Here is a 13441-nt window from a genome sequence, read left to right as displayed (position 1 = left end):
ACCTCATTTGTATTTGATCCGGTCGATCAGAAGCTGAATGATCCGGTCTTGTTCCTCATGTGTCAGATTTGAGCCTGACGGCAGACAAAGCCCTCTGCGGAATAAATCGTCGCTGACAGATTCGCTTTCATCATGCGGATAATAGGAAGCGCCATGAAAAAGCGGCTGTTGGTGCAGCGGTTTCCATAACGGGCGCGCTTCAATATTTTCAGCGGCCAGCTGTTCGATGAGCTCCGCTGGTGATGTTTGAATTTTCTTTTCATCAAATGTCAATGTCGTCAGCCAGCGGTTTGACATGCCGAGCTCAGGCATGAAGTCTACACCGTCCATCTCAGAGAGCGCCTCCTGATAGCGCTTGAAAACGGCGCGTCTGGCGTTCACTCTGTCATCCAATACGGCGAGCTGGGCGATGCCGATTCCGGCAAGCACATTGCTCATCCGGTAATTGTAGCCCGCTTTTTCATGCTGGTAATGGATCGCCTTCTCCCGGGCCTGAGTAGCTAAAAAGCGCGCTTTTGCCAAAGCGTCTTCGTCATCGCTGACAAGCATCCCGCCGCCCGAGGTCGTGATGATCTTATTGCCGTTGAACGAGTATATGCCAAAGCGGCCAAATGTTCCGCTCTTTCTTCCTTGATACTCTGATCCGAGGGATTCTGCCGCATCTTCAATGACGGGCACCGCATATTTGTCGCAAATGGCGATGATTTCGTCCATTTTGGCGCTCTGACCGTATAGATTGACAACGATGACGGCTTTCGGAAGATTTCTCGTACGCTCCGCCTCATCAAGGGCGCGCTCCAGCGCTATAGGCGACATGTTCCATGTGTCTCTTTCGGAATCGATAAACACCGGCTCGGCCTGCTCATACAAAATCGGGTTGGCGCTGGCGACAAATGTAAAAGAAGAACAAAATACGGTATCGCCCTTTCCGACTCCCAATAACTTGAGCGCAAGGTGAATCGCGGCCGTACCCGAGCTGACCGCTGCAGCCCCGGCCGTACCCGCATAAGCGGCAAGTTTTTCTTCAAATTGATCGACGAGGGGGCCAAGCGGCGCGATCCAGTTTGTCCGAAACGCTTCGGCGACATAGCGCTCTTCTTCCCCGCCCATATGCGGCGGCGATAAATAAATTCGCTTGTTCTGACTCATATTTTTCACCCTTTTTACAACTGTGATTTGATTGCTCTTGCAGGAACACCGACTGCTGTTGAATCATCAGGAATATCGTCAATCACCGCAGCGCCGGCTCCCGTCACGCTTCTCCGCCCGAGCCTTTTTCCAGGAATGACGACCGTTCCCGCTCCGACATGCGCCTCATCCATAACGGTTACGCCTCCGGTCAAAATCGTTCCCGGTGAAAGGTGGACATAGTCGCCAATTCGATTGTCATGTTCGACGATCGCACCGGTATTGATAATGCTGTGCATCCCGATATGGGCGTCAGCTTGGATGACGCTTTTCGCCATCACAACCGTTCCGTTTTCAATTCGGGCCGAGCTGCTGATGACAGCAGACGGGTGAACGAGCACCGCATACCGCTCCAGCGGAAGGCCGAGGCTTTCAAATAGCTTTTTTCTCACTTCATTTCTGCCGACAGCTATGATAAATTTCGCATCCGGAAAGAAGCGCAGCATCTCGCCTGTCGCATGTGCAGATCCATAATACAAGCCGTTTTTACGAGCAAGCGACTCGAACCGGTCATCGAGAATGCCGGCAAGCGACAGATCCGGACACTCTTCAACGATGTCCTTGATGACCTTTCCGTGGCCGCCGGCTCCGATAATCACGATTGCTTGCATCAGGCATTCCTTCTTCCTGTGAATTTTTCCGCCGTCACATGGCGGTCCTGGCTGACGCCTTCAGATTTCAGCACTTTGCCGACGGTCAGCAAAAGGATTTTCAGATCAAGCAAAAAAGACCGGTGATCCACATACCAGACATCGAGCTCAAATTTTTCTTCCCATGTCACTTTGTTTCTGCCGTTGATTTGCGCCCAGCCTGTGATGCCCGGTCTGACTTCGTGCCGTCTCCACTGCCTTTTTGTATAAAGGGGAATATACTCCATCAAAAGCGGACGGGGCCCGACAAGACTGAGATCGCCTTTGATGACATTGATCAGCTGCGGCAGTTCATCCAGGCTCGTTTTTCTGATCAGCCTGCCCGTTTTTGTCAGCCGGATTTCGTCGCTGAGCAGGTTTCCCGCTTCATCCCTTTCATCAGTCATCGTCCTGAACTTATATAATGTAAAAGGTTCGCCGTTCAGTCCCGGACGGGTTTGGCGAAATAAGACAGGCGAGCCGATTTTCCACCTGATGAGACAAGCTGTGAAAAGCATGGCCGGACTGAGAGCAATCAGCAAAATGACCGCGCATACAAGATCGAAAAAACGTTTCGCTTTCATGAAACCGCACCCCTTTCGTTTATTTAAAAAATCCCTTCTGAAAAGGGATCGATGCCGAAGCCCGAAATGCCTGCAGCTTGGCTGACAAGGCATGGCGTTCTTCTTTCGTACACATGACAAAATAGGCAAACAACACATACGCTCCGGATGCCGCAAGCGCCGTCATGATCAGGGAAAGCAGGCTGTCGATCGAAAAAAAGAACTGCATGGCAAACAGCACGCCCAATGTAAAGGAAGCTCCGGCAAGCGGCGCGTAAATCCCTCTATAGAAAACCCGTTTTCTCTCGCCTGTGATGATCGATGCGTAAATCGGCGTGAAGACAACGTTTTTCAGCATTAAGGCAACAGCTCCGGAAATTGCAATCCCGTAAAGCCCAAGGCCTGCAGGACCGCTCAAAACAATAGCCAAGAGCAAGTTGCAGCCTCCGAAGGCGACCGTTGTCAAAGCCGGCGTTTTCAGCTTGTTGTAAGCTGTGAAAATGTAAAAAAGCGGCGCCGGGCTTAATGAAACAACCAAGTATCCGGCATGTATCAATAACAGCCATTTTAAATGCTCGAATGAAGGGCCGAGCCAAAGCGTAAGAAACGGACCGGCAAGCCCGCCCAAGAGCGCCGCCGGCAAAGCGAGCAGAATTCCGTTAAACCTGACGGCCTGATTGGCGTAGCGGACAAGCCCTTTTTTGTCGCCTTTTGAATAATAAAGCGTAATCGTCGGTGAAAAAACGGCGGCGAGCGTGCCTGACATCGTCCGTATTAACAGCGGAAACTGTATGATCGCCGCATACATCCCGGACGCTGAAACGCCCAGCATAACATTGGCGACCATCAAGTCGATTTGCAGAAAAAGCAGCACACCGATCTGGCTGACAGAGCTCCATCCCCCAGCCTGCAGCAGCTTCTTGCATTTTTTCAGCGACATATCCTTGACGCGAAACCTATACCACGGAATTAATTTTTTAAAAAACAGAATCGATAAAATGGACGCCGAGACTGCAGCGATCAGAGTCGCAAGCTGAATGTGCCAGATTTTCGGCGCAAACCATGAGAAAATGCACAGTACGCTCACAACGCGGATGAGCATTTGGACGGCCTGGATCGAGCTCGTGATATAGATTTTATTGGCGAAGAACGGCCCGGCGGCAAACCCCGACATGAAAAAGGTGAGTAAAAATAGCATGCTGCCGATCAACAGGGCGATTTGCACATCTCCCAGGAGGCTGGCGGGCACGCGGATGATCTTGTCGACAAAAAACACTGTTCCGGAGAGCGGCACAAGCAAGACAAGGGCAAGGACTAGCGATGACACAATGTAAGTATTCATATAGCCCCGCGCTTCAGCGAGCGCCCCCCTGTGGGCATGAATCGAAAAAAAGCGGACAACGACCGCGCTCAGGGCGACCGTGATAATCGAAAAATAATTGATCATATTTTGCGTTAAATTAACGAAACCGAATGCCTCCACCCCGAGGTTTTTGATCACAAACGGAGTCAGCCACATTGAAAACAGCACGGATAACACAAAGTACGCCATATTGGCGCCGAGATTCAAGAAAAAGGTCTTATTCAAAAGGCTCATCCCTTACTGGGCAGATTTCGTTTAAAAAACAGTTCGAGCAGGAACGGAACGTTCAGCTTGCACAACAGCAAGACGAGACGTTGACCGATTAAGAGCTTTTCATTGCGAATGGACGTTGATTTGATACATGACTGCACCATCCGATAAGAGAGGATGTCTTTAATATGACGCCTCACCTGCTTTGAAGGCTTCGGTTCGGCGCAGGCATTGGCCAGAAGCATCGGAATCTGGTGCTTGCACATGTATGTTTGCAGATCGTCAGCACATTCATCCAGCAGCTCAAAAGTCTCGTAAAACCTCTTTTTCGCCCGAAATTGCCTTTTCAGGCTTTCATCCATATACGGTTTATAAGGGATCTCCGTCAGGCTTTGCGGATTCGATCTGTACATGTAATAGCCTTCATCGATCGCCTTCACCCGTTTGGCGGCATAAAAAGCATAAAGATTAAACGGCGAATCTTCTGCAAAGCGAATATCTTCATAAAAATACAGCTCGTTTTCTTTCAGCATGCGGCGCTTGTACAGATTCCGCCACACATACCAGATAAACTGGGTTTCGTGCGCCTTTTTCAGCGCGCGTTTAATATCCCAGCTTAAAAGCAGGCGTCCTGCCGGCAATGAAGGCGGAAAATAGGCTTGCTCCTTGCCGTAGCATTTATGATAACCGCACATCACGATATCAAGATCATCTTCCTTGGCGGCCGCGTACATGTTTTCAAACATCTCCGCCGCGACATAGTCATCTCCGTCGACAAACCCGACATAGTCACCCGTCGCCGCCTGGAGACCCGCATTTCTTGCTGAACTGAGCCCCCCGTTCTTTTTGTGGATCACTTTGACTCTGGCGTCCTGTCCGCAATATCGTCTCGCGATCTCACCCGATCTATCGGGAGATCCGTCATCGACGAGGATGATTTCAATATTCTTCAGCGTCTGTCTGAGCAATGAATTGACACATTCTTCGATATAATCTTCGACATTGTACATTGGAACAATGATACTGACATATGGCCTCATTTGATATCACCTATGATTTTTTGTCTTAGATTGATAAAATAATGGTCCCTTGACGGTGGTTCTTGATACGATGAATCGTTTTTGATCAATTCTTCAATCGCGCGGAGGACCTCCCCTGTGTTCGGATTCTCCACAAGCTTCATGAACGGAACATGTTGCAGCCAGCGGAACCCTTCAACAACCTTATGGTCAAACGAACGGATCACAACACAAGGAGTTCCTGTAATCGCGCAAAAGATCATGCCGTGGAGCCGGTCTGTGACGACTACCTCTGCGCCTCTCAGCCGATTCCAAAGCTGATTGAGCTCCTTTTCGCGCGAGACGCGGCTGACCCGTTTGCCGATCGTCGTCGTAAACGTTTTAGCCTCCCCATACTCGTCGCGAACAGCCGAAAGGAGCGTTTTCCGCTCTTCCGGTTTGAGAAAGCTCTCCTTATCTTCCCGCAAACAAACGAATACACCGTCCCGTTCAGTTTGCTGCTCTTTTTTTAAATAGAGCACCATATCGGGCTGCTTCAAAATCGTTTGCTTTGAAAAATGCCGTTTCATAAATTGATAGGTTGTCTCATCGCGCGCCATCATCAGGAGGCGCGGATGGGCATTATAGATCTTTTTCGCCCTCTTCAATTCCCTTTGACCGTAAGGCGTTTCAGAAAAATGGGCAGTGGCCGGCAGCTGAACGATTTTATAATGCTTAAACTTCTTCATGATGAAGCGCCTTGTCCATTCCTCATGTCTGTATAAATCGCCCATATTGCCGCCGCCGATGATGAACACCATATCCTCGGGATGACGGATGCGCCTCAGCGCTTTGGCGTGTTTATAAATCTCATTGATGCCAATCTCAATGACTTCAAAATCGGCAAACTCGTTTTCTACGAATGTCCTGCTTGCCAGGGCAATGGCATGATCGCCCAAATTATCATGGGAAGGAATTAAAGTCAGAATGATTTTCTTCTTGCCTTTGTATTGCTCAAACCGCTTTAACCCCGGCGTTCCCATCATATATTCCGAAGGATATTTCACCTTCAGCAGAAGCCACTCCGCGAGATTGATTTTCCATTCCTGAAAGGTCATGTCCTCACCGCCTATTTTTTCATTCTGTACTCGATCATTTTCTGATAGATTGCTGCGAATCCATACACGGCCGGAATCAGCCGCCAGCGAACCAGCAAAAGAAGCAGCTTTTTCTTTGAATCAAAAGCCGTCAAATCGACGGCTGGTATTTTCCCTCTGAATTCGGGACACGTACAAATACGGCGGATGTTTTTATATTTCTCAGCCGAAGGGCTTTTGTTTCTGCTCTTGACTTCATTCAAAATGCTGTTGCAGCCGTGGTTGATGAGAAAGACCTGCAGTTCCTCCTTTAAAGCCGGGAGCTCCCCGCGCTTTGTCAGGCAATCCATGTTGGCTTCATAAAGGGCAAGCCCGTCGTCAAACAGCCCCGCCTGATACTTTTGGACAATCGAAGACAGGTGAACCCTGTAATGATAAAGCGGCTGTTCCACAAACACCGCAGCATTCGCATAGAGCAGGCATCTAAAGCTGAAATATTGATCTTCGATATTTTCAAGTTCGTCCCGAAGCGGAAAAACGAGCTGATGCTGTTCAATCAGCCTCCGTCTGTAAAGTTTATTCCAGGAAAAACCGCTCACTTTCCCCCTCAGGAGATCTTTGATGAAGGCATCCTTCGGCTTTCCTGCGTATGTTTTGGCGATTTCGGGATAGACCGTTTTCTCCGTATCCTGAATGTCTACCGCGTAATCGCAGATGACGAGATCGGCGTCTTCGGCTTGTGCTTTTTCATACATGGACCGGCAATAGTCCGCTTCAATCCAGTCATCCGAATCGATGAAAGCCAAGTACTCCCCTGCTGCCGCTTCAATGCCTTTATTCCGGACAGCGCCGAGGCCTTGATTTTCCTGAACGATCGTTTTGATGCGGCTGTCTTTTTTGGCAAAGTGGTCGATAATCTTCTGGCTTCCATCCGTCGAACCGTCATTGACGATAATGATTTCAATGTTTTTTAAGGTCTGGCTGACCAGCGATTGTAAACAATTCGGCAAAAAAGCTTCTGTATTATATACTGCGACCAGTAGACTAACTGCTGGATTTTCCAATATGATTACTCCTTTGTCGACATTTTTCACAAGACGGAATCAATCCGCCCGGCCTGATCTACTATCGCTCACCGTTCAAAGATCGTTCTGTACGGGAGCACCGAAGAATCGAACGGCATGAGCATAAAACTGTATAAGAAATAACAGATCAAAATCAAAACATAAAGAAGCGCATTCGATTTCGGCTCAAAAATCCGCACAAAATATGGAACGAGAATCAGCTGATAAAGGCCAAAGTAAATGTTGAACCTCGCAAAAATGACATCCTTTGTCGCCAAAATCCCGAACAATAATCCGATCAGACAAAGGTTGACGATATAATCGATCTCAGGCCAGTGCTTTCGCAGCTGCTCCCTGCAGATGAAAGCGAGCACGAGCGGGAGAAGAAGAACGATGATTTTAATCGCGTTCATCCCGTTTGTGTTTCTCATCAGCCACTCTTCATAGTGTCCGTAGGAGCTGTTTTCCAGAACGACGAGGAATACGGAAAGAAATTTTTGATATAAAAAAGTCCCCGCCAAAAACAGAAGAGTCAGACAGCCGAGAACAGGCGACCACGCTTTTCTTCTGACAATGAAATAGACCGGAATCATGATCAATGCCGAAGAATGAAAGAGCGAGCAGATCAGCACGATCATGGTATAGCGGAGCCAGTTTCCCCTGATCAGATATTTGACCGCCCAAAACAGAACGGCTGCGACCATATACTGGCGGATGCCATTAAATGAGGCATAGTAGTAAAACATGCCGATGAATAAAAACATGCCCAGTTCAAACGGCCGTGCGTATACATAAAGCGTCCGGACGATCAAAATGTAGGTGATCGCGCCCACAGTGACAAACATGATCTGCGGGTCGTCCGTGATCTTATTCAAGATCCATAAAAGCGCTGTAAATCCGGGATCTGTCGACGCTTTGGCGGCGCCGAATCCGAAGATCTCCCCTATGCTCTTGTATTTGCCTGCCAATTCATAAAGCAGCATATACGTTTGGTAATCCGTCCCGACCTTGTATCTTAATCCGGCAACAATGATCAATGACATAAGCGGGATGATGGCAAGAATCGCATTCGGCCGATAGCCTGTCGCGAGTCTGTGATCTTCTCTGCCGTACATTTTCGCAAACCATGACCAGATAAAAACGACCCCCAAATTCAACATATAAACAGCCATGATTTACTGTCCTTCTTGAGCGGGGATCGAATAGATATTCATCAGTCTCATTAAGTTGGCCTTCGCGTCATAGCCTCTTTCCGTCAAGCTGTGCTGAATATCCGGCCAGCGCGGCTTTTCCGTCTGCACCGCGCGAACGATTTCTTCCGTCCACCGCTCAAAACCCGTTTCAAGGCTCACCCTCTGCAACAAACCGAGGCCCAAATCCGTCTCCTCCGTAATGTTGTCGGACACAACGCAAGGAAGACCTGAAGCCTGCGCTTCTACGAGAACGAGCGGCAGCCCTTCAAATAAAGAAGGCATGACGAAAACGTCAAACGTCTGCATGAGCGCCGGAATGTCTTCGACAACCCCGAGAAAATGAATATCGCCTTCCAAACCGAGACGGGCCGCTTTTTCTTCTATTTGCGGGCGCAGCGGGCCGTCTCCCGCGAAAACCGCTTGAAAGGAGATGCCCGAGTTCTTCAAATGTGCTGTGAGATCAAGCAGAAACGCGTGGTTTTTCTGCTCGAAAAACCGGCCGACATGTCCGATGACCATTGTGTTTTCCCGAATGCCGAATCTTCTTTTGATCTCCGCTTTTGCAAGGCTGTTCGTTTCTCTGAAACGGTCAAGGTCAATCCCGTTTTGCAAAAGATGAACCGCTTTGTTCCTCATCTTTTTTCCGCCGAACAAAAACCGGCCGGCATCACGGCCGCAGGCGCATAGAGCCGTAGAATAAGAGAGGATCAGGCGGCGGAATATGTGAAGCTGAACCGTATCCCACAGCCGGGGATTCGGCTTCCAGGCCGTATTATGGGAATGGCAGATCCGGACGGGAACACCGGCAAGCTTTGCCGCCAAAGCGGCGAAGCCCGTCTGAAAATCCGTGTGGGCGTGCACGGCCGAATACGGGCCTTTTTCTATTAAAATGTCCCTGACGTTTTTGATATAGGACATCAGACCGGATTGGCCGATGCTCGGCACATAGAAGACGCGGCCGCCGCGGCGGATGATCTCAGGATCATAGTCACACGTTTCCTCCCGGTGGGAAATAAAATCAAATTGAACATGGCGCCGGTCTGTATGGCGGTACATGTTCATAATCATCGTCTCCGCACCGCCTCGGTTCATTCCGCTGACGATGTGAAGCACCCTTTTTGGTCTCGCGCTTCCGTCACTCATGTTTTACGACCCCTCCGCCTTCATTCATCAATCTTTTTTTATGATATTTGTTCATGACAAAAGGTGGCATGAGCCCCCTGATGATCGGTTTCAATACATATACATAGTCCGAAAGCGGCAGTTTCAGCCGTCTGCACGCCGTCAAGACAATACAGGCATTATCGATGGAATAGCTGAGCTTTCTCCTTTTAAACGCCGATTCGTCTTCCCTTACTTTGTACAAAGCTTCCTGAAGATTGTAGCCCCGAAAGCCCGCTTCAAAAAAGCGGAGCCAAAGATCGATATCTTCCATTCTCCTTGTTCGCCGGCCTACACGGTATCCTTCAAGAGCCTGGTAAGCTTCCGTGCGCATCATGATCGTCGCGTGGCAAAACGGGGTCCCCTTCGCCATGATTCTTGGTCCCGGAGAGGGCGGCATCATTCTGACGCCTCTCACACCCTCTTCATCAAAAGCGATCATCCCGCTTCCGACGACCTGATAATGGGACTGGGATTCTAAAAACGCAACCTGTTTTTCAAATCGCCTCGGCAAAGAAATGTCATCGCCGTCCTGGCGCGCGATATATGTTCCTTCCGCATACTTGAGGCAATGGTTTAACGACGCCGCCAGCCGCTTGTTTTTCTCATTTCTGATCAGTTTGATTTTACCGCTGTAATGCTCGGCGTATGTCCTCGCGATCTCATAAGTGCGGTCTGTTGAAGCATCATCGCAAATAATCAGTTCCCAATTTTTATAGGTTTGGTCCAAAATGGACTCAATGCTTTCGGCAAGCGTGTCTTCACAATTATAGACTCCCATAATGACAGAAACTTTCGGCTTTTGTCCGTCCGTCATCCTTTCTGCCTCCTTTCAGCTGCTTCGTTTTCCATGAAGGTAGAATAAATGCCGGCCATCTCTTTGAGCGTACGCTGCTCCGAATATGCGGCGGCCGTCCTTCTTCCCGCCTCACCCATCTGTTTTCGCAGTGCAGGCAAACGATAAAGCTGCAAGATTCTGTCGCTGAACGTTCCGGCATCTCCTTGCGGAATCAGAAAACCGTTGACACTCTCCTGAATGACTTCCCGGTGCCCGCGGTTATCCGCTGCAACGGCTGGTTTTCCAGCGGCCATTCCTTCGAGCAGATTCATGCCGAGGCCCTCCCTGATGCTTGATGCGACAGATACATCTGCAAGCTGAATCCATTCGTGAATCTCCTTTTGAAAGCCCGCAAATATGACGGTGGAAGCGACGCCTTTTTGTTCCGCCAGATTGCGGTACTTTTCTTCCATCTGCCCTTTGCCTGCAAAAACGAGCTTCAGGTTCGGTGCCCTGTCTTTTAAACATGCTGCCGTTTCGATGAGCAGCGCCTGATTTTTATTCGTGTTCAGCTCCGCCGGATAAATGAGGATAAAGTCATCTTCATTGAATCCATGTTTCCTTCTGAGCAGCATTTTTTCTTTTTCATCGACAGGATGAAACCGGTTCGTATCGACTCCGATGCCGTGGATTTTTTCCGTGCGCATCGTTTTACACAAACCTTTCGCAAGGCGGAAATCTTCTTCATTGATCGTTATCAGGCAATCGGTCAAACGAGACAGCGTTTTTTCAATCGGATAATACAGCAGCCAATTTTTGAAAGGCGCACCTTGGCAAAAATGAAAACCATGTGCCGTATAGATCACTTTTGTTCCTGTTTTTCTCTGCTTTCGGGCGGCAAGCCTGGCCAGCACCCCTCCCATCGGCGTGTGGCAGTGGACGATAGTGTAGCCATTCTCATCTATGATCCGCGAGAGATCGCGATAGGCCGCCAAATTGCTCGCTTGAAGCGGAGAGCGCTTGATATCGATATCGTATTTTTTGTCGACATAGGGAAGGGTCATCTCCCCTTTTGCCGCTACATGAACGTTCCAGCCCTGTTCCTTAAACCATTTTAAATATGGCAGGTGAAAGGCTTTAAAGTGGTAGTCAACCGTCGCGCAAAACAAAACCGTTCTTGGCATGATCATGTCCCCCTAGTGCGCTGTCACCAGCTTTTTCTCATGCTGTCCGATAGCGCTGAACAAACGCTCCCTCAGCTCGTTGTCAGGCAAATACATAAACTCTTCCATAAAGGCCTTCAACACCGTCCATTCGACATCAACCGCCTTGCCGATATGGATTTTTGGAAATACCTGTTCAGCCAGCACTTCATTTTGATTGAGCAGTTCTTCATACATTTTTTCGCCGGGGCGGATGCCGGTAAATTCGATTTTGATTTGATCAGTCGTGTAGCCTGACAGCTGTATCAGGTTTTTGGCGAGGTCGACGATTTTCACGGGCTCGCCCATGTCGAGCACAAAAATCTGTCTTCCCTTGGCAAGCGCTCCCGCTTGAATCACCAGCCTGGAGGCCTCGGGAATCGTCATGAAATACCTCGTCATATCCTTGTGTGTGACGGTGACAGGACCGCCTTTTGCGATTTGCTTTTTAAAGATCGGGATGACGCTTCCCCTGCTGCCGAGCACATTGCCGAACCGGACGGCGACAAACTTGGTTTTGCTTGTTTTGCCGAGATTCATAATCAGCATTTCCGCAAACCGTTTTGTCGCCCCCATTATATTGGCGGGGTTGACCGCTTTGTCCGACGAGATGAGGACAAACGTTTCCACACCGGTTTCATCTGCGGCTTCGGCGACATTTCTCGTCCCCAGAATATTGTTTTTGATCGCTTCTTTCGGACAATGTTCCATGAGCGGAACATGTTTGTGTGCAGCTGCATGGTAAATGACATTCGGTTTATAGCGCTCCATCAGCAAAAACATTTTTTCCCTGTCCTGAATGTCGGCAATTTCCGGATGATAACTGACATTTCGGCCGAATTTCTCTTTTAGCTCAAGCAATATCGAATGAATGCTGTTTTCTCCATGACCGACCAAAACGATCGATTTCGGCTTGAATTTGCTGATTTGCCGGCAAATTTCCGAGCCGATCGAACCTCCGGCGCCCGTCACCATTACGACACGGTCCTTGACGGTATTGGAAATTTCGCTCGTGTCAAGCTGAACAGGCTCCCTTCCGAGGAGATCCTCCACTCTGACATCGCGCAGCTGACCGACAGGATGCCTGCCAAGCAAAATCTCGTCGATTTTCGGCATGACTTGCGTTTTTACACCTGTCTGCGCACAGGCTTTATACATCTCCTGCATCTGTGTGACGCTTAACGAGGGGATGGCAATGATGATTCTGTCGATATTCCATCGCCGGACGGCTTCAACAATTTGCTCTTTTCCGCCCAAAACGGGCAGACCCATGATTTCAAGCCGGTATTTTGTTTTGTCGTCATCAATGAATGCGACAGGCTTAATATTCAATTCCGGTTTCTGCAAGAGCTGTTTTGCGATCAAGCTTCCGGCTGAACCTGCTCCGATGATGAGCGCCCTTGCGGAGCCTTTGCTTTCCTTGTTCACCTGTTCCCTGATGATCCGCCACATCATCCGTGAACCGCCGATCAACAGCAACTGGAAAAGCCAGCTTAAGCATAAAAGGCGCACGGGGACGGTTTGGAATATCAGCAGCTCAATTGCGATTGTCACCAGGTGTGAAAGGGTGATCGATTTTAAAAGAATGTACAATTCTCCAATGCTCGCATACTCCCACACTTTTTTATAAAGATGAAAACAATGGGCGAATAAGTGCTGGGCGGCAAGCAGAATCAACGAGGTCATCAGCAGCATTTCCGAAGGATACAAATCATATGATGGCAAAATCAGCTGATACCCGATGAAAATAGACAGCAAAACCAAGTACGAATCGAGTGCGGTAATAATGGAAAGCCTTCTCCGATATGTCAATTTCCTACCTCCTAATGTATCTTTCTAGCTTATGGGATCTTTTTAAGGTAAAATCCCATAAGCTAAAAAGATACGGGCGATTTTTAGGATCTAAAATAAGAAAGTACATACAATAAAAATGGGCATTTAACCCGTCCTCACGCCCCGCCAGCGACGACTTGCATCTAAGGCAGCTTCAAAAAA

At 48.9% G+C, this 13441-nt stretch carries 12 protein-coding genes; all 12 read right to left on the bottom strand.

Annotated elements, in window-relative coordinates; translation table 11 throughout:
- Positions 1 to 3 precede the first annotated feature (3 nt).
- The 12 genes from M654_RS03945 to M654_RS03890 all read right to left on the bottom strand — a co-directional run bounded on the left by M654_RS03945 (position 4) and on the right by M654_RS03890 (position 13258).
- The gene (locus M654_RS03945; protein WP_026588842.1) at positions 4 to 1149 is read right to left on the bottom strand and encodes a DegT/DnrJ/EryC1/StrS family aminotransferase; all 1146 of its coding nucleotides are present in this window, start codon (positions 1147 to 1149) and stop codon (positions 4 to 6) included.
- A gap of 14 nt (positions 1150 to 1163) precedes the next feature.
- The gene (locus M654_RS03940) at positions 1164 to 1799 is read right to left on the bottom strand and encodes an acetyltransferase (RefSeq protein WP_026588843.1); all 636 of its coding nucleotides are present in this window, start codon (positions 1797 to 1799) and stop codon (positions 1164 to 1166) included.
- Entirely contained in the window at positions 1799 to 2401 is a 603-nt protein-coding gene (locus M654_RS03935) for a sugar transferase (RefSeq protein WP_026588844.1), read from the bottom strand. The genes M654_RS03940 and M654_RS03935 overlap by 1 nt, the downstream gene beginning before the upstream one ends.
- Positions 2402 to 2420: 19 nt before the next feature.
- The gene (locus M654_RS03930) at positions 2421 to 3977 is read right to left on the bottom strand and encodes an MATE family efflux transporter (RefSeq protein ID WP_236251198.1); all 1557 of its coding nucleotides are present in this window, start codon (positions 3975 to 3977) and stop codon (positions 2421 to 2423) included.
- Positions 3974 to 4993, bottom strand: coding sequence for a glycosyltransferase (locus M654_RS03925; RefSeq protein WP_026588846.1), 1020 nt, complete (start codon positions 4991 to 4993; stop codon positions 3974 to 3976). The genes M654_RS03930 and M654_RS03925 overlap by 4 nt, the downstream gene beginning before the upstream one ends.
- Positions 4990 to 6069 (bottom strand): polysaccharide pyruvyl transferase family protein, encoded by a 1080-nt coding sequence (locus tag M654_RS03920; RefSeq protein ID WP_026588847.1) that lies wholly within the window; start codon positions 6067 to 6069, stop codon positions 4990 to 4992. The genes M654_RS03925 and M654_RS03920 overlap by 4 nt, the downstream gene beginning before the upstream one ends.
- Positions 6070 to 6080: 11 nt before the next feature.
- Positions 6081 to 7112, bottom strand: a complete 1032-nt coding sequence (locus tag M654_RS03915) for a glycosyltransferase (protein WP_026588848.1) — start codon at positions 7110 to 7112, stop codon at positions 6081 to 6083.
- 68 nt (positions 7113 to 7180) lie between these two features.
- A complete protein-coding gene (locus tag M654_RS03910; protein ID WP_026588849.1) occupies positions 7181 to 8284 on the bottom strand; it encodes a biofilm exopolysaccharide biosynthesis protein EpsG in 1104 nt (367 codons plus the stop codon).
- 3 nt (positions 8285 to 8287) lie between these two features.
- Complete coding sequence (locus M654_RS03905) at positions 8288 to 9448, bottom strand: glycosyltransferase family 1 protein (protein ID WP_026588850.1); 1161 nt, start codon at positions 9446 to 9448, stop codon at positions 8288 to 8290.
- Complete coding sequence (locus tag M654_RS03900) at positions 9441 to 10283, bottom strand: glycosyltransferase EpsE (RefSeq protein ID WP_026588851.1); 843 nt, start codon at positions 10281 to 10283, stop codon at positions 9441 to 9443. Before M654_RS03900 ends, M654_RS03905 begins: the two co-directional genes overlap by 8 nt.
- Positions 10280 to 11428, bottom strand: coding sequence for a glycosyltransferase family 4 protein (locus M654_RS03895; protein WP_026588852.1), 1149 nt, complete (start codon positions 11426 to 11428; stop codon positions 10280 to 10282). Before M654_RS03895 ends, M654_RS03900 begins: the two co-directional genes overlap by 4 nt.
- A gap of 12 nt (positions 11429 to 11440) precedes the next feature.
- A complete protein-coding gene (locus M654_RS03890; protein WP_035428503.1) occupies positions 11441 to 13258 on the bottom strand; it encodes a polysaccharide biosynthesis protein in 1818 nt (605 codons plus the stop codon).
- Between the last annotated feature and the right edge of the window lie 183 nt (positions 13259 to 13441).

Source organism: Bacillus sp. NSP9.1, from assembly GCF_000465465.2.
GTDB classification, from domain to species: Bacteria; Bacillota; Bacilli; order Bacillales; family Bacillaceae; genus Bacillus; species Bacillus sonorensis_A.
The sequence above is the reverse complement of the archived record's forward strand: the minus strand, read 5'-3'. Positions and strand labels throughout refer to the sequence as shown.

Bases quoted from the DNA above. Each gene is read 5' to 3' on its own strand.
- M654_RS03945 (WP_026588842.1), bottom strand. From the start codon at position 1,149: ATGAGTCAGAACAAGCGAATTTATTTATCGCCGCCGCATATGGGCGGG.
- M654_RS03940 (WP_026588843.1), bottom strand. From the start codon at position 1,799: ATGCAAGCAATCGTGATTATCGGAGCCGGCGGCCACGGAAAGGTCATC.
- M654_RS03935 (WP_026588844.1), bottom strand. From the start codon at position 2,401: ATGAAAGCGAAACGTTTTTTCGATCTTGTATGCGCGGTCATTTTGCTG.
- M654_RS03930 (WP_236251198.1), bottom strand. From the start codon at position 3,977: ATGAGCCTTTTGAATAAGACCTTTTTCTTGAATCTCGGCGCCAATATG.
- M654_RS03925 (WP_026588846.1), bottom strand. From the start codon at position 4,993: ATGAGGCCATATGTCAGTATCATTGTTCCAATGTACAATGTCGAAGAT.
- M654_RS03920 (WP_026588847.1), bottom strand. From the start codon at position 6,069: ATGACCTTTCAGGAATGGAAAATCAATCTCGCGGAGTGGCTTCTGCTG.
- M654_RS03910 (WP_026588849.1), bottom strand. From the start codon at position 8,284: ATGGCTGTTTATATGTTGAATTTGGGGGTCGTTTTTATCTGGTCATGG.
- M654_RS03905 (WP_026588850.1), bottom strand. From the start codon at position 9,448: ATGAGTGACGGAAGCGCGAGACCAAAAAGGGTGCTTCACATCGTCAGC.
- M654_RS03900 (WP_026588851.1), bottom strand. From the start codon at position 10,283: ATGACGGACGGACAAAAGCCGAAAGTTTCTGTCATTATGGGAGTCTAT.
- M654_RS03895 (WP_026588852.1), bottom strand. From the start codon at position 11,428: ATGCCAAGAACGGTTTTGTTTTGCGCGACGGTTGACTACCACTTTAAA.